The sequence below is a fragment of the Sulfurovum sp. UBA12169 genome (assembly GCA_002742845.1).
In the GTDB taxonomy this organism is placed as follows: Bacteria; Campylobacterota; Campylobacteria; order Campylobacterales; family Sulfurovaceae; genus Sulfurovum.
The window spans coordinates 76450-92202 of sequence record DLUH01000001.1 but is presented as its reverse complement, the minus strand read 5'-3'; the positions used below and the strand labels follow the sequence as shown (position 1 = coordinate 92202).

Here is a 15753-nt window from a genome sequence, read left to right as displayed (position 1 = left end):
TAAGACAAAAGTCAAAAAAATATACTAAAGGATCTCTATGTCAAAAAATACCCTCATCATCGGTGCAGGCGGTGTCGGAAATGTGGTTGCATTCAAATGCGCAATGAATGTGGACACTTTCGGAAATATTACTCTTGCAAGCAGAACTCTCAGCAAATGCGATGAGATTGCCAAAAACATCCAAGAGCGTCTGAGCATAACCATCGCTACAGCGCAGGTAGACGCAGACTCTGTTCCCGAACTCATTGACCTCATCAATAATACAAAGGCAGATATCGTCATCAATGTGGCGCTTCCTTATCAAGATCTGACCATCATGGATGCATGCAAAATCTGTCGAGTTGACTATCTGGATACCGCAAACTATGAGCACCCCGATACTGCAAAATTTGAATACAAAGAACAGTGGGCAAGAAATGAAGCCTTCAAGGAAGCCGGGATCATGGGTCTGCTTGGAAGCGGTTTTGATCCGGGGGCTACTAATGTTTTTTGTGCCTATGCGCAAAAACACTATTTTGACGAGATCCACACAATAGATATTCTTGATTGCAACGCAGGCGATCACGGCTATCCGTTTGCAACAAACTTCAATCCCGAAATCAACCTTCGTGAAGTCAGCGCCAAAGGAAGATATTGGGAAAACGGAACATGGATAGAAACTGAACCGATGGAAATCATGCAGGTATGGGATTATCCCGAAGTTGGACCAAAGGACAGCTACCTGCTTTATCACGAAGAGATGGAGTCGCTGGTTAAACACATCAAAGGACTCAAGCGTATCCGTTTCTTTATGACATTCGGGCAGAGTTATCTTACCCATATGCGATGTCTTGAAAATGTAGGTATGCTGGGTATCAAAGAAGTAGAACACAAAGGCATGAAAATCGTACCGATCGAATTTCTCAAAACACTTCTTCCTGATCCCGCAAGTCTTGGACCCCGCACTAAAGGAAAGACAAATATCGGTATCTTTGCCAAAGGAATCAAAGACGGCAAACCGCGGACCGTCTATATCTACCAAGTCAAAGACCACGAAGCATGCTATGCCGAAGTGTTGAGTCAGGGGGTAAGCTATACGACGGGCGTACCTGCAATGATAGGTGCCAAACTGATGCTTGAAGGCAAATGGCAAGGCAAAGGTGTCTTCAATATGGAACAGCTCGATCCGGATCCTTTTATGGAAGAAATGAACAAACAAGGACTTCCTTGGCAACTCATCGAGCTTGAAGCGGATGAAAGCAGAGAAGTGAAAGCTTAAGGCTTCTCTTCCTGTCCCCCCTCTTTTTTGTACTTTTTTTGCCTGCTTTTATCTGCAAAGAACCTCAGCTTATCCTCTATCTGATAACCGATACTTTTTTTAGGAAAATTACCTTTGCCATCTCTTTTTCCGCTTGCCATTCCTGTAAGTATTTCCATCCCCTCATCAACGTTCTCAATGGCATAAATTTCAAAGGTATTATTCCTTGCTGCAAGAAGCACTTCTTCTTTAAGCATTAAATGTTTTACATTTGACGCAGGGATGATAATACCATTTTTTTGGGTCCCGCCCAAAAGTCTGCACACATCAAAAAAACCTTCTATTTTCTCATTAATGCCGCCTACTGCTTGAACCTGGCCATTTTGATTTACGGAGCCCGTCACGGCTATAGATTGATCCAAGGCTATTTCACTCAGTGACGAAAGCAAAGCAAACAATTCTGCGCAGGAAGCGCTGTCGCCTTCGATCCTGCCGTATGACTGCTCAAATACCAAGGTTGCAGTAACACTCAGCGGAAAATCTTTTGCATATCGTGTAGCCAAAAAGGCTGAAAGTATCATTATTCCCTTATCATGCATGGGACCGCTCAGTTTTACTTCTCGTTCTATATTGACTATGCCATCTTTTCCCAATCTTGTTAAAGCAGTAATTTTAACAGGATGGCCAAAGGCATAATTGCCCAGATTTACAACCGAAACTCCATTTATTTGCCCTACCATCTTGCCTTTGGTTTGAATCAAAATGGTTTCTCTTTGGATCTCTTCGTAAATATAATCCTTAATCCTGTCTGATCTTTCAGTCTTCTGCGCAATAGCCTCATCTATTTCATTTTTAGTTATCTGTTTGATTTTTTTCTGTGCGGCAATAAAATCGGCTTCCTGAAGCAAATCGCCCAAACTTTTTAAATGTGTTGAAAGCTTCTGGCTGTCTTCGGCTATACGCGAACCATATTCAATGACCCTTCCGACGGCTTTTTTATCAAGAGGCAAAAGTTGATTTTTTTTAACCATCATCCCAATCATTTGCGCATACAAAAAACTATTTTGCTCATTTCGCTCAATTCGGTCTTCAAAATCTGCATTAACCTTAAAAAGTTCTTTAAATTCCGGATCATAATTATAGAGCAAATAGTAAAGCATTCTGTTGCCGATAAGAATAATCTTAACATCCAGCTCAATAGTTTGGGGTTCGAGCGTCAACGTACTGATCAAACTCAATGAGTGCGCTAATGATTCTATGCGAATGGCTCCGGCCTGCAGCATTCGCTTTAAACCGTCCCAGACAAAAGGCTGCAACAATACTTTTGAGGCATCAAGAATCAAATATCCCCCGTTGGCTCTGTGCAGTGCGCCGGGTTTAATCAAATTAAAATCAGTCAAAAGCATACCCATCTGCGCAACATGCTCTATCTCACCAAACAAATTTGCATAAGTCGGATTGTTCTCATAAGCAATCGGTACACTTTCTTTGTCTTTATGCGTCACTAGAACATTCACACGGTATCTGCTGAATATAGTGCTGTCACTTGCTGATCCTACTCCTATCGCTGAAAGCGCATTTTGTGCAGAGAGTAAAAAATCCTGGGCGTTTTTTATAATATCTTCTTTAACGCTCTGAAGATACATAACAACATTTGGGTAGGCTTCATATCTTTTTTTGAGCTCATCAATACTGTTATCCACTGCTTTTTTTGTCATATTTTGTTCGAGTTCTCTAATCTCTTTTAGTTGCACCTTGCTTTGGATAGCCATATCTTGTGCGGTATGCTCTATCTGAGTTTTAAACTTTTTGATTTTCTCTTGAATTTTCTCCTTCTCTTTATCGCTAAGAGCCACAAATTCTTGCGCTTCAAGAATTTTATTCTCTTTGCTCATAGGAGAAACCGTATAGCCTGTTGCTGTATAGTTAATTGCTATATATTCTTCTTTTGCTCTTTCTTTTATTTTTTGAAAAGATTCTTTCTTTATCTCATTAAGTTTGTCAACGATAGACTGTTTTTTTTCTCTATATTCTTCGCTCTCAAATACTGAGGGGATAATTCCCTGTAAATCCGCTATCAGTTCTTCCATGTCTTTTTTAAGTTGAACGCCCATGGAAGATGCAAGCTTCAATGAAATCGGTTTTCGCGGATCTTCAAAATTGTTAACATAACACCAATCTGCCGGCTTCTCCTGATCTTTTTCTTTTCCTTTGCTTTTAATAAACTGTTCAACAATACTATGCTTGCCGCTGCCAAGTTCGCCCATTACATAAAGATTGTAACCTTTTTGCTTGATTCCCACGCCAAAACTTATTGCTTTAAGCGCTCTGGCTTGCCCTATAATTGTGTCAAGATCCTTTAAATCTTCAGTGGTATTAAAATCGAATTTTTCTACATCACAATGATTATAAAGCTGATTAACATGAAGCGGTTTTATCATAAGTATCTCCGAATTTTGGACACATATCAATGACATCTTTTAACTCATGATATGCTATTTTATGCACCTTGGCCACAGATTTTTGTGTTACAAAGCCGCCTGCAACATTCACACCGCCATATACGGCATCATCTTGCAAACCGGCACTGCGCCATCCCAAATCCGCAATCTTTTTTACATAAGGTATCGTTGCATTTGCCAATGCGCATGTTGCAGTCACAGGATAGTCTCCGGGCATATTGGCAACGCAATAATGCACCACACCCCCCACTTCAAAAATAGGATCATCATGCGTTGTCGGTCTGGAAGTCTCCATACATCCGCCTTGATCGATAGCAACATCGACAAAAACAGCACCTTTTTTACACAAAGGGAGCATTTTTTTTGTGATCAAGTGGGGTGTTTTTTCACCGGTATTATAAACCGCACCTATCACAATATCTGCTGTAGGTAAAATTTTTTCCATATTATAGCGGTTGCTATAAACAGTTGAAACATTTGCCGGCATTGCCGATTCAAGTTCAGCCATGCTTTTTGGATTTCTTCCCATTACCACCACATTTGCACCCATCCCTGCTGCAATCTTGGCTGCATATTTGGCTACTGTACCGCTCCCCAAAATCAATACTGTTGATGGCGGCACGCCGCTGCATCCCCCCATCAGCACACCCATTGCATTTGCATGGGCCGAAAGAAAATAGGCTCCCGCCATCGGCGCCATTTTGCCTGCAATTTGACTCATGGGCTCAAGCAAAGGCGTCCGGTTTCCTTCCTGTATCGTTTCATATGCGATAGCTATCACTTTTCTTTTTTGAAGTATCTGGGTAAGCTCTTTTTGCGGAGCGAGATGAAGATAGGCAAAAAGTATCTGCCCCGCTTTTAAAAGATCATATTCTTGAGGCTGAGGCTCTTTGACTTTTAGAATCATTTCACAATTTTCATATATCTCTTTTGGATTTTGAAAGATAACAGCACCGACCTGCTTATACTCATCATCAGAAAATCCGCTTTTTTCTCCGGCATTTTTTTCTATGTACACCTCGTGCCCGTTTTGAACAAGCAAATCAACCCCCGCGGGAATGATTCCCACCCGATACTCCCTGCTCTTTATTTCTTTTGGAATACCAATTTTCATATCCCCTCCCTTGCTCTCTGCACTCAACAGAAAAACGTATTTAAAAACTTTCAGCTGCCATTTTAAAGCCGAACATTCTTTTTTTTAAAGCTGTCCAATTTTATGTTATTTTTATTGTACATTATGCAACATTTTTTCTCCCTGACGCCCTGCTTCTCTTTTATTTGCTGCCAAAGCATGGCTTGCCGGCCTATATGTTTTGCCTCAATCCTATCATGCTCATAAACCTTCCGCTGCACCCCTGCTCTTTTCGATAAGAAAAAAACCTCTTTGCCTCACATGCGGTACAGATACCGCTCATTTCTATATTCTCTTCAAGCAAACCTGCATTGAGAAGTTGAATTTTATTTGCTAAAGGCAAATCCAATCTGTATTTTTTATTTATCCGATCAAACACTTCGGTTTGTTTTAAAAAAAACTGCGCCACATCTTCTTCCACCTCATAGCAGCATCGTCCAATCGATGGAGCGATTCCTGCAACCATATCTTTGGGATTTGAATCAAATACCTCTTTCATCTTCTCTACTGTCTTCAAGACAATATTTGCCTGAGTTCCTCTCCAGCCTGCATGAATCGCAGCAACAACTTCCCGTCGGGTATCATATAAAAGTACAGGCACACAATCAGCGGTCAATACCGTCAAGATTAGACCCTTTGTATCCGTTATCAGAGCATCGCAATCCAAAACCGCATCATTCATAGTTTCCCAACCTCTATTTTTTCTTTTGGTTATCACTTCGATATGGGAGCTATGTGTTTGGCTGGCTGCGATAAAATGATATTTGGTGTCCAATTCCAGCAACGAAGCTATCTGCTTACGGTTTTGTATGATCTGGCTACATGCTTCTCCTGTATGAAGTGCCAAACTGCCCTCATGCGGTGCCTTGGGATTTTTGGTTGTCACGGCATGCACACACTGTTCATACTTTTGCAATCCCTTAAAACGATAAAATTCCGCCATTTTCTGCCTTAATGCATTTTCGATATAATATCCAAAAAAAGAGAGTACAAATGGAACATTGGTTTGATTTTGATAGACGCATCTTCAAACATTTTAATTATCTTCTTATGATCCAGCTTGTTCCTCTTTTTGTTATCTCTTCGTATCTTATACATGAGATGAACCCTTATCTTTTTAATAAGCAGATGGTGTACTATTTTCTTGCATCTATTGCTTTTTTTATTGCCGCATTTATTCCGTGGAGGCTTATCTTTTGGTGGTTTGTTCCTCTTTTTTACCTAGGCAATCTAGGCTTGCTCTTGGCAGTTGAATTCATAGGAAAAAGCATTCTTGGCGCCACAAGGTGGATTGAAATTCCGGGCATTGGATTAACCATTCAACCCTCTGAGTTTATGAAAGTCAGTGTCATCATGATGCTTGCCTATCTTATCAGCCGCAAACCTCCTTCTGCCAAAGGATATGGGATTTTGCAATTTATAAAACTCTCTATTGTTATTATCATTCCTTTTCTTCTTATCGCAAAAGAGCCGGACCTCGGTACAGCCTTGGTGCTTCTTATTGCCGGATATGGCGTACTTTTTATTGTAGGCATCAACTGGAAAATATGGATCACTCTTGCAGTTATAGGCGGTATCGGTGCACCGTTTATCTATCAATACGGCCTCAAACCTTACCAAAAAATACGTATCCATGACGCACTTAACAAACCAAGCTACCAGGTTAGACAGGCGCTCATTGCGATCGGTTCAGGCGGACTTGAAGGAAAAGAAAAAGAAGAAGCAACCCAAACCCAGCTCAAATTTCTTCCGGTCTCCTCTACAGACTTTATTTTTGCCTATCTTGGGGAAAGACTGGGCTTCAAAGGCATGACAACAGTGATTGCCTTGTATATCCTGCTCGTCTTTAATCTTCTCTATATTTCAGCCAAACACGCGCAGGATTATCTCATTAAGACATTCGCTGCAGGCATTGCTTTTTTGATCTTTGTCTATATGGGAGTCAATATCTATATGGTCATCGGATTGGCTCCTGTCGTGGGCCTTCCGCTTCCAATGTTTAGTCATGGCGGAACTTCTTTTATTATTTTTGCGATAATTTTTGGGATTTTGCAAAATTTAATTGCTTTTAAAGATTACAGCCGTTATAATGCGGACTCGAAAATCATTATGACTTCGAAAGACGAACCAACGATTAGATAAGGGTCTTTAGCTCAGTTGGTTAGAGCGCTCGGCTCATAACCGAGTGGTCCAGGGTTCAAGTCCCTGAGGACCCACCACTTATATTCCCCTACATATCGATATTGAATCAATATTCTCAAATATTTTTTTGGTTTAAGTTTTTATTAGGTGTTCACTTGGGTGTTCACTTTTAGTACTTCATACCAACAAAAAATTAACCACCTATCCCCCCATATACCCTATCTCGTCCATCAACGACACAAGCAATGCATCACACTCCTCTGCCGTTCCGCCATTGTCCCTCACGTATTCCACCTGCCTATATATGTTTCGTACCTGATCACTTGGCGCGATGAGCGCATCATAGGTTTGTTGATCTATCTCTGTAGCGTTTGTGCGTGGATCTTGGGCGGATATGAGTGCATCTATCGCTTCTTCCTCACCGCTAATTGCAACGACTGGTTTTTCTGTGTAGGTAAAGTAGCAGATCTTCACATCCTCATGCCCTACTCTCACTTCCAGCACTGTGTAGCTTGTTTCTACTTTTTCGTAGGTGTAGTATTTAAGCATGCAATGCTCCTTTGTGGTAATTTATTTAAAATCTCAGGTTCAGCCAACAGCAGTCTCGCGTAATACGTCATCGTAGCCGTTTTCTTAGCGTGCCCAATGAGCGAGACGATTGACTCAAGTTTAGATTTTTTCAGTGACATTTTAAATGTGTACATACTGTGCTTTCTCACAAATTTAACTGACTTCCATGTGCGGTATCCTACGAAGTTGATGCCACGTTTTATCTTTGCCATCATCCATCGTGAATACTCCAAACGAAGATATTGCTTTAAAAATGACTCTACTTTCCCTATGATCTCTTTTGCCTTTGATTTTTCAACGCCTATGATCACCATATCATCCACATAGCGCACATAGTGCTTCATTTTTAAGTCACGTTTGATATAGTGATCTACTGGGTTCATATAAATAAGTGCGTAAAGCTGACTAAGAAGGTTGCCTATAGGTATCCCTTTTGGATCATTCATCTCCGCAAAAGCGCACATGAGATCGACAAACCGTTTGTCTTTGATTTTTTTCTCAAAGAGGGCGCGCAGGATAGACCGGTCTATCGAGTAAAAAAACTTCTTAACATCGAGTTTAACATAGTAGTCTTCACCATCGTAGTGGCGCATTGCCTTTTGGGTATAGGCGCTTGCCTTATGTGTTCCACCACCTTTACGACAGGCGTAAGAAGTCGCAATGAAGCTTCGGTCAAAGAGATCGTATATCGCTGCATAGATGCAGTGTTGAACGACGAGGTCTCTGAACGCAGGTGCATTTATGACTCTTTTTTTTGGCTCATAGACTTCAAACTGTGCATAGGGTCTAGGCATGTAAGTGCCGTCATGCAGTTCATCGTATAATGCTTGAAGCTCTGCGCCTAGGTTGCTTTCGAACCTCATCGTCGCACGTTTTTTACGCTTCCCCTTTCGTGCGGTTATGTAGGCTTCATAGAGATTATCCATCGTGAATGTCAGTTCAAATAGACGCCCTTCACGTTTTGGTGCTCGAGAGACTTGGTGACGTTCGGCATAGCTACTTGAAACTCTGTCATCTCTTTTTATTTCGCTTATCGCAGGACAACATACCCCTCTGGCACCAGTATCTGCCATTGCAGTTTCAGGCTTGGTTCCGGAGTCGCGCGCCCCCACATTGTTGTTCGAGTTCGTACGGTTATTGTTCAGATTCATAGCGAACGGCCCCGCATTGGAAGAGTTGTTCCAATTCCCGCCACAAAACGCGGCCAATTCGTTTATTAGGTATTTGTATAATCCGTCGTTACCAAACTCCGCAGTTCCACTGCCACTTACACCATTTGCAAGCGGTATGCCTACAGAAGTTCGTTTGTATGCAGCTGAATTTCTATCTGTTGAAAAGCCGAACACATTACTCGTTCCGTTTCCGATGTAGGTCCATCCGCTATTAGTATTGATAAGATCGGAGATGTCTATGACATCATATAAATCGCGGTCATATGCACCACCACCGCCTGTTATGATTGAGTCGTTTAGGATGGTAGTGATGTCTACCGACTCTTTGATGACGAGGAAGCCAGTGCTATCAAAGCGTATGAGACCGCTTCCAACTTCAAACATATTTCCAGTCAGGTCTGCGATACCGCATTTTTGGCCGTTGTGCGTGGTTTTGGCGAAGTTTGATCCGCTGCCAGTCAATGCACAATTTGAGTATCCTGAAGCAGTGAAAGTGACGCTAGTGTCATTATAGTCTTTCAATGCGTTTGCCAAGTTTCCTTTTGGCATTTTTGGAACAACGTCTATGTAGGCGCACACGTCAGTCGTTAGAGAGGCCTCTCCGTGAGCTTTTGCCATACGGGCCAACATATTATATGTCCAAATTGGAGTGACAATGGCATCGATTGACATCGTCTTTACGGCCGTATAGAGTCCGCCGTAAGTATTTAAAGGCGTACCGTTGAGGGCTGAGATTGGATTGTGCGCACTATTCGTGGACAGCGGGTCTTTCCCTTGCTGTGATGAGAAGATACCGCCATTGTTTGTGCCACCGTATTTGGAAACGAAGATGCCCCTAATCTCTGCGCCAGCATTAATAAATGTGCGATCTAGTACATAGCCATCTGCCGCGGTATCTGAGTAGGTGAACGTGTTCCCGGCTATTTTGTAATAATGTTTTGGTATGTAGACGCAGATAGCACCAGAAGCAACGTGCAAATAGTTTCCATAGTTGTCGCGGCCTATTGTATTGTGACCTTCCAGCGGGATAAACCCAGCAGCAGTATACACACTCTCAGGCGCAGCAGCCACACCAAAACCAAGTTCGCCGGGCTTCCCTAAAAAATAAGCGCGGGAGAAGATGGAAATCTCACTCAGGGTGGGTCCAAGGAACAAGCGTAACATTTAATATACCTTGTAATAATATACAACAACATTATCGCCGAAAAAGTATGCCGTTTCGCCATCTGCGACGGTAAACCTAAAAGCCGCAGAGCTATCGATATGTATAGCATCTAAAACGTTTGTAGGTTGTGAAGGCCCTCTGCCAATGTATAGATCGCCGGTGCTTTTTTTCTGCATATCATATGTACCTGCTGGTATTGTTGCTGTCCATTCTGTATCAGTAGTTAATTTAGCCATTTCTTATCCTTTTATGTATTATTCGACTCTGTTTAAAAACCAGCCAAAAATAAATGCCTCATCTTTTTCTCTTCGTTCTGAAAGCTCAACATAGTAAGCACCCTGTAGTGAATTTAGCATACGTAGCAGCACTTTTTCACCGTCTAAGCCCCTTACTTTAAAGTATGATCTTAGGGCTATAAGCGTCTTACCCCCTATATCACCGTCTACTGTTAGATCATAGTAGTATCTCTGTCTATCGTTAAGCGCATTAAGAGACCTTTGTAGAAACTTTGCAGCAGTTCCTACACCCATATTTATAGCCGTATCTGCCAGCTCTGCTGCCAGTAAAGTAGATAAAGACTCTATGTTGTCTAGCATCAGCTTATCCCAGTATAGTTTGCTATAAATGGTAAACGCTGCAGATCTATGTAGTTTTTTCATCTCTCCAGTATAGCCGTATGCTCTGGCTACTGCTACGGTTATGCCATAATTTGTTTCGCCGCCACTGTCGCGTGGGTCATTTATGTAACTGCCCTCACGCTCGATGATATCGTTTATCACTTTTCTCTTTAAATCACTCATCATCAAGCTCTAAAAAAAGTTCTCTCATCGTGTTCACCTTTCTTGCCAACATTGAAACTCTCTACCGGTCTGTGATATCCCATCACTCTGGTATACACAAGGCACCTGGTTCTTTTGTCTTGATGCTCTTTAAGTGTTTTTTTACGTTCTGTTTTTGTCATTTTTTTGTCCTCCAAACTTTTTGTTATAGTCGTTGATCTGGTTATTTAAAAACTCATTGATCTTACGTAGTTCCCTGTTTTGTCTTCTTACCATAATATAGTTCTTGATAAGTATTTTGAACTTCTCTACACTAATCTCTACGATCTTTGCCATGCTGCACCCCCACTTCTTTTACTGTGTACTCCAGGTCAAAGTCAACTACTGGTTTTTCTGTATATTCCCAGGTTACCAGTTTGGGCCGTACTTCTATATTCTCACCTGCACCAGTGCCGAAAACACTACAGCCGTTTAGTATGAGTACCGATATTAGTATCGATAGTGCCGTTATACTCTTCATAGCTAATCCCTTTCAGTGCTTCTTTTTTCTCTATATGCTTCTCAGTGAAGAGCTTCGCCTTTTGTACAACTGTCTCTTTTTTTGCAGTTTTGGTAGCCTGTAACTGCTCTTGGTAAGCTGCTTCTATGTTAGCGATTGGTTTGTAATGCCAAAAGTAGAGAAACGCAGCCATGACGAATGCAGTCGCGGCATACAAATATAACCTTAATTTATAGATTAATGCCGCCATGTAAATAACCTTTCATTCTCTCTCTTAAAAGCAGCGCGGTGATAAATGAAGATCATGCCTATTATTAAGATGAAATGCGCCAGCGCTTCATTGATTCTCACTGCTATTACAGCAGCAAAAATCACATTTATTATAATGAATGTGGATAGGCTTTTTTTGTATAGCTTGTTCACGAAAGACAGAAACCATAAAAAAGTCAGAACAGCCTGTAAAGCAAAAAAACTCATCTTCTCCACTCCATAATCATGTTCTGCACCTTTTGTATTATTGTATCAAGCAGACGAATAATGTAATACGAAGCAAAAACACCGATAAACAGTCTCCCTGATACGTCATTTGTGATGTGTTCTCCGGCAGCTACGTACGCGCTTGGCAAAGCAAGTGTCCCGAACAAGATGTATTTTATAATCTCTGACATGCTATGCGCCTTGTCTTCTGTGTGCTCTATGTCGTAGTGATAACTCAGTATGCTCACTACAAGCCCTATCAACCCAAGTATGATAAGCTCTACGTTGATATTATCAAGAAACCCGACACCGATCATCCCTGCGCTTGTAGATGCTGCTAGCGCTTTTGCTCCAATTGTAGTAGTTTCATTTAGCATAATTTACCTTTTTTTGTTATCATTTTTAATGCTCCTTATCTTGTTATTTCTGCCCATGTAACCCACCCATTGCTGCTATCTATGGTATGGCTTATCCTTTTTATGCTGTACTCCCCGTCATCGTCCACAGTTCCTACCAACTCCACTACGCCTCCAGCATACATCACTGCCCCGTCTATCTCAAAGCTTCCGCCCACGTGGCATCCTTTTGTTTTCTCAAGCAAAGCAGTAGCTTTTGCAGCTGCTTCTGCTTCGTCCTTAAATTGTCCATAATGCACTATACTCGGGTCACCATCACCTACTATTACCTCTTTTTTTATATTGTCTATCGTGCAGTGCCAGCAGCATTTACAACTGTTATAGAGTGCTTTTTTGCTATGGGTTATGGTGAGATTGTGTACATCGTTCTTATGAACCATATACCTTGGCAGTTCATTACTTGCTTTACCGTCTTTGATGCGGTGCAGAAATATAAGCGTCCTGTTTTTGATGTTGAAAATAGCGTTATACTCACCGGCCACTCGGTTTAAAAAGTGTATGTCACTCTCTTTGTCCTGGCTTAGGCTTTTTATGGTGATATCATCATAGTCGCACTTAAGTTTAAGATCGTGACGTTTTGCAATTTGTGTACATATATCTTTGATGGTTACCTTTTCGTAAGTGATCTCACGCTTTACTTTAAGCGCGCTGGAAAAGTTTACGCCGGTTGCTTTTACCGTCAGTGTATAGTCATCATCCTTTGTAGTTTCCTGTACCACAAAAGACCCAAAATATACCAAGGTTAGACCGTACCCCATCCACAGTTCCAAGGTATCGTCTGCCTGTGGTCTTGCTATCGCGCCCTCTACGGTAATACACAGCTGATCTGCTTCTTCGTTTGCTTCATCTTCAAGAGAGATAGACGCGCTGTTATTTTGCAGTGTGGCAGTTATATCTGTACCGTTTGCCAGTATCTTATACGTGGGTTTTTTTGGGATGCCAAACAGTTCTACCATAGTGTTTTTACCTTGATCTCTTGTACTTGCATTGTTATGGTAGGCATATTTACGATATCGCCGTTTTCTAAGATAGGCTTTGCTGATAGGTGTAGGTTTGCATCCATCACCTTATTGAAGTATTCAAGCGTGCCATATTCGCTATAGGCGATCTGGTCTAACCTGTCACCGTGCTGTGCCGTAACCTGTTTCATAGAAGACCGCCTAAAAAGCTTGCTGCCATACCTGCTATGTCAAGATTGAAGCCGTCGCCGACTACAGCTATAGACAGCGCGTATTCCTGTCTTAGAAATTCACCCGTTTTTAAAAATGTAGATTTGTCTGTATCTAGTGTAGTTATAATGATAGTTTTGCACGTTCCGTCCGGCAGCGTCAAGATATGCTGCGTTTTCATCTTGCCAAGCAGCTCGAAGCTTTTTAGCTGATGCTGACTTTGGCAGATCAGCGTACCGTGTATAGTGATCTCTTCCTCGTATCTCCCTATGTTTTGGAAGCTATCAAAATTCCCAAGCTTTTCATGCCGTGCGAACTTGAAAGTAAGGTAGCTGCTGATGCTGTCTATATCTCTATTGTCTATGTCAAACGTGAAAAAATCTATCATAGCCAGCATAGTGTTACCCACCCCCTGCACATTTTCCCTATTTTAGTAAAAGTTTTCATATTTTTAAAGCCCTCTAAACATCATCGCTAAGCGATCTGCTGTTGCACATCCTTATGGCTTTCTGTACCGCCTTTTCTACATTTACGCCTTTTGCAGGATTATTTACGGTTAGATTTACATTATAGTTATGGTTTGAGCCAGCGCCGCTTTTTTTGCTCTTTTGCTGCTCTGGTGTGTATGCTGACTTCTCTTTAAATAGTGGCTCTGTTTTAAACAGCGGCTTTGATGGCTGCGCTGCAACAGCAGCACCAACTTTAGATGTTTTGCCGCCTTTGCTTGCAGCACCTGATGACTGTTGCTTGCCATCACCGCCACCAAGACCTAGCCAGTCTATAGTGCTACCTACCCATCCTGATACGGTGTTGAATTTATCTGCCAGCCACTCGAATTTCACAGAAAACCAATTTAGCAGCGTTTCCCACCCTGCTTTTATAGAAGCTATAGGGCTTTGTATCACTTCATTAATGTAGCTGCTTGATTTGCTAAAAATATCATTAATGCTAGTCCACAGGCTGCTAAACCATACTTTTAGCTTATCCCAGTTTGTATAGATAAGATATGCTGCTGCTGCTATCGCAGTAACGGCTAAACCTATTGGGTTAAGTAGTAGTATCTTACCTACAAAACCAAGTGCAGCACCAACAAATTTTATAGCACCACCCAACACTAAAAAGCCTTTACTAAGCATAGGTATAGCCATAGTCAAAGCCCCTATAGAGATAGCAACTGTACCAAGTACCACAGCAGTAGCACCAAACAGTGCTATACCACCAGTGACCCATCTTGTAAGCTCAGGGTATTCTTTTATCATCCCGCCAAGCTTCATGGTTACTTTCCCTATCACCTTTCCTATATTGTTCACTATGGGCGCAAACCCAGTGCCGATCACTGTAATAAGGTTACCTATGCGCTGCTGTAGCAGTTCCATTTCATGGCCGTCATTCATGGCTTTTGCCATACGCTCTACTTCATCAGTTCCGTTTGCCATAGAGTTGCTAACGCTGTTTATACCGTCTTTAAGTTGTCCTGTTTTGTCATAAAGCGCTGTTATATATCCAGCCGCCTCATCTGAGCCAAACGCTTTTGTAATTTCCATCTTTTCCATGTCATCAAGTACGTTGCCATAATGTGCATGGAGTTTTTCAAGTATCTGTGGCGTTGACAACAGCTGGTTGTTTTGGTCAACAAAACTCATATTTAAATCTTCTTGTGCTTTGGCCGCACCTTTTAAAAATGCCTTATATTTTGTAGCGCCCTCCGAGCCGCTCATGATCCCATTAAGCGTTCCAAGTATTGCAAGCTGGTTAGATAGCGGTACGTTTGATGTAGTAGCAGCTGCACCGAGCGTCTCTATTGCGCTTTGCATTTCGCTCCCAGTGGTTTTAAACTGCTTTACGGCTGCGCCGATACCTGCACTAAACGCCTGACCGAATTTGATATCTTTTTCTTCTTGGCTTAGTTTATTCCACCCGGCTGCCGTCTGGCTTTGCAGTTCGTCAAACTGTTTGGTATAAATACCGTACCCGGTAGCAAAAAAAGATGTCATCTGCTCTGTAGTTGACTTTGTGGCTTTACCGGTTAGGGATGCAAGCCGTGTAAACTCCGCTACCCCTGTATCGCTCAGTGAAGCGATACCACTTTTGATATCGTAAGAGGCGCGCACAAAGTCCGGGGCTGTAGTGCCGCTGAACGTGTTTGAAAACTTAACGGCTGCATCTGTGATCTTACTTATGCCAAGATCGCCTATATCAAGTGATTTTATCTCGCCCTGTGCTGCTTTAAGATCACTAAACGCCTCATAAGGCTGTTTGAGTGCAGCACCAATGGCCATACCAGCACCAAGCGTTACCGTGCCAAGCTTTGTCATGCTGCTGCCAAGCTTTTTGATTTTCCCCTCATACTTGTTTATAGCCTCTCCAGCCTTGCCAAGTGACGGTGTTAGCATATCTTTAGCCGATAGGATTATCCCAAGTGCCAGCATCTTTTCCATTTTTTACACTCCTGTGGTATAATAGACCTATGAAAGAGATTATTTTTTATATAAAGTCCTTGATAGGGCTATTTTTCGCTTGTATCATTGTATCT

At 41.9% G+C, this 15753-nt stretch carries 16 protein-coding genes and 1 tRNA gene; 3 read left to right on the top strand and 14 right to left on the bottom strand.

From position 1 onward, the window contains the following. The first annotated feature begins 37 nt into the window (after positions 1–37). Positions 38–1258: a saccharopine dehydrogenase gene (locus CFH81_00540; GenBank protein DAB40829.1), complete on the top strand. Its 1221-nt coding sequence runs from the start codon at positions 38–40 to the stop codon at positions 1256–1258. Here CFH81_00540 and CFH81_00535 read toward each other — a convergent pair. From CFH81_00535 to CFH81_00525, 3 genes are all read right to left on the bottom strand, one after another. Next, positions 1255–3678, bottom strand: coding sequence for an ATP-dependent protease (locus CFH81_00535; protein ID DAB40828.1), 2424 nt, complete (start codon positions 3676–3678; stop codon positions 1255–1257). The genes CFH81_00540 and CFH81_00535 overlap by 4 nt on opposite strands. Beyond that, complete coding sequence (ald, locus tag CFH81_00530) at positions 3656–4813, bottom strand: alanine dehydrogenase (protein DAB40827.1); 1158 nt, start codon at positions 4811–4813, stop codon at positions 3656–3658. The genes CFH81_00535 and ald overlap by 23 nt, the downstream gene beginning before the upstream one ends. Before the next feature lie 190 nt (positions 4814–5003). Continuing rightward, a complete protein-coding gene (locus CFH81_00525; protein ID DAB40826.1) occupies positions 5004–5774 on the bottom strand; it encodes a hypothetical protein in 771 nt (256 codons plus the stop codon). A gap of 50 nt (positions 5775–5824) precedes the next feature. On the opposite strand from CFH81_00525, the gene CFH81_00520 reads away from it, so the two are divergent. Further along, positions 5825–6973 carry a rod shape-determining protein RodA gene (locus CFH81_00520; GenBank protein ID DAB40825.1) on the top strand — a complete coding sequence of 383 codons (1149 nt, stop codon included), beginning with the start codon at positions 5825–5827 and terminating at the stop codon, positions 6971–6973. Beyond that, a tRNA-Met gene (locus CFH81_00515) sits at positions 6974–7050 on the top strand. A 124-nt stretch (positions 7051–7174) separates the two neighbouring features. Here the strand turns inward: CFH81_00515 and CFH81_00510 are convergent. From CFH81_00510 to CFH81_00460, 11 genes are all read right to left on the bottom strand, one after another. Beyond that, complete coding sequence (locus CFH81_00510; protein DAB40824.1) at positions 7175–7522, bottom strand: hypothetical protein; 348 nt, start codon at positions 7520–7522, stop codon at positions 7175–7177. Then, positions 7492–9879 carry a hypothetical protein gene (locus tag CFH81_00505; GenBank protein DAB40823.1) on the bottom strand — a complete coding sequence of 796 codons (2388 nt, stop codon included), beginning with the start codon at positions 9877–9879 and terminating at the stop codon, positions 7492–7494. Before CFH81_00505 ends, CFH81_00510 begins: the two co-directional genes overlap by 31 nt. Continuing rightward, complete coding sequence (locus CFH81_00500; GenBank protein ID DAB40822.1) at positions 9880–10116, bottom strand: hypothetical protein; 237 nt, start codon at positions 10114–10116, stop codon at positions 9880–9882. Positions 10117–10134: 18 nt separating this feature from the next. Beyond that, positions 10135–10683, bottom strand: coding sequence for a hypothetical protein (locus tag CFH81_00495; GenBank protein ID DAB40821.1), 549 nt, complete (start codon positions 10681–10683; stop codon positions 10135–10137). Between the two features lie 437 nt (positions 10684–11120). Next, positions 11121–11408 carry a hypothetical protein gene (locus tag CFH81_00490; GenBank protein DAB40820.1) on the bottom strand — a complete coding sequence of 96 codons (288 nt, stop codon included), beginning with the start codon at positions 11406–11408 and terminating at the stop codon, positions 11121–11123. After that, the gene (locus tag CFH81_00485; protein DAB40819.1) at positions 11396–11635 is read right to left on the bottom strand and encodes a hypothetical protein; all 240 of its coding nucleotides are present in this window, start codon (positions 11633–11635) and stop codon (positions 11396–11398) included. The genes CFH81_00490 and CFH81_00485 overlap by 13 nt, the downstream gene beginning before the upstream one ends. Continuing rightward, positions 11632–12012 carry a hypothetical protein gene (locus CFH81_00480; protein ID DAB40818.1) on the bottom strand — a complete coding sequence of 127 codons (381 nt, stop codon included), beginning with the start codon at positions 12010–12012 and terminating at the stop codon, positions 11632–11634. Before CFH81_00480 ends, CFH81_00485 begins: the two co-directional genes overlap by 4 nt. A gap of 35 nt (positions 12013–12047) precedes the next feature. Continuing rightward, entirely contained in the window at positions 12048–13007 is a 960-nt protein-coding gene (locus CFH81_00475) for a phage tail protein (GenBank protein DAB40817.1), read from the bottom strand. Continuing rightward, positions 13001–13201 (bottom strand): phage tail protein, encoded by a 201-nt coding sequence (locus CFH81_00470; protein ID DAB40816.1) that lies wholly within the window; start codon positions 13199–13201, stop codon positions 13001–13003. The genes CFH81_00475 and CFH81_00470 overlap by 7 nt, the downstream gene beginning before the upstream one ends. Then, positions 13198–13617, bottom strand: coding sequence for a hypothetical protein (locus tag CFH81_00465; GenBank protein ID DAB40815.1), 420 nt, complete (start codon positions 13615–13617; stop codon positions 13198–13200). The genes CFH81_00470 and CFH81_00465 overlap by 4 nt, the downstream gene beginning before the upstream one ends. 64 nt (positions 13618–13681) lie before the next feature. After that, positions 13682–15658: a phage tail tape measure protein gene (locus CFH81_00460; protein ID DAB40814.1), complete on the bottom strand. Its 1977-nt coding sequence runs from the start codon at positions 15656–15658 to the stop codon at positions 13682–13684. Positions 15659–15753: the final 95 nt, after the last annotated feature.

What these genes read in the sequence shown, in the direction of transcription:
- CFH81_00540 (DAB40829.1), top strand. Translation starts at nt 38, where the DNA reads ATGTCAAAAAATACCCTCATCATCGGTGCAGGCGGTGTCGGAAATGTG.
- CFH81_00535 (DAB40828.1), bottom strand. Translation starts at nt 3,678, where the DNA reads ATGATAAAACCGCTTCATGTTAATCAGCTTTATAATCATTGTGATGTA.
- ald (DAB40827.1), bottom strand. Translation starts at nt 4,813, where the DNA reads ATGAAAATTGGTATTCCAAAAGAAATAAAGAGCAGGGAGTATCGGGTG.
- CFH81_00525 (DAB40826.1), bottom strand. Translation starts at nt 5,774, where the DNA reads ATGGCGGAATTTTATCGTTTTAAGGGATTGCAAAAGTATGAACAGTGT.
- CFH81_00520 (DAB40825.1), top strand. Translation starts at nt 5,825, where the DNA reads ATGGAACATTGGTTTGATTTTGATAGACGCATCTTCAAACATTTTAAT.
- CFH81_00510 (DAB40824.1), bottom strand. Translation starts at nt 7,522, where the DNA reads ATGCTTAAATACTACACCTACGAAAAAGTAGAAACAAGCTACACAGTG.
- CFH81_00505 (DAB40823.1), bottom strand. Translation starts at nt 9,879, where the DNA reads ATGTTACGCTTGTTCCTTGGACCCACCCTGAGTGAGATTTCCATCTTC.
- CFH81_00500 (DAB40822.1), bottom strand. Translation starts at nt 10,116, where the DNA reads ATGGCTAAATTAACTACTGATACAGAATGGACAGCAACAATACCAGCA.
- CFH81_00495 (DAB40821.1), bottom strand. Translation starts at nt 10,683, where the DNA reads ATGATGAGTGATTTAAAGAGAAAAGTGATAAACGATATCATCGAGCGT.
- CFH81_00490 (DAB40820.1), bottom strand. Translation starts at nt 11,408, where the DNA reads ATGGCGGCATTAATCTATAAATTAAGGTTATATTTGTATGCCGCGACT.
- CFH81_00485 (DAB40819.1), bottom strand. Translation starts at nt 11,635, where the DNA reads ATGAGTTTTTTTGCTTTACAGGCTGTTCTGACTTTTTTATGGTTTCTG.
- CFH81_00480 (DAB40818.1), bottom strand. Translation starts at nt 12,012, where the DNA reads ATGCTAAATGAAACTACTACAATTGGAGCAAAAGCGCTAGCAGCATCT.
- CFH81_00475 (DAB40817.1), bottom strand. Translation starts at nt 13,007, where the DNA reads ATGGTAGAACTGTTTGGCATCCCAAAAAAACCCACGTATAAGATACTG.
- CFH81_00470 (DAB40816.1), bottom strand. Translation starts at nt 13,201, where the DNA reads ATGAAACAGGTTACGGCACAGCACGGTGACAGGTTAGACCAGATCGCC.
- CFH81_00465 (DAB40815.1), bottom strand. Translation starts at nt 13,617, where the DNA reads ATGCTGGCTATGATAGATTTTTTCACGTTTGACATAGACAATAGAGAT.
- CFH81_00460 (DAB40814.1), bottom strand. Translation starts at nt 15,658, where the DNA reads ATGGAAAAGATGCTGGCACTTGGGATAATCCTATCGGCTAAAGATATG.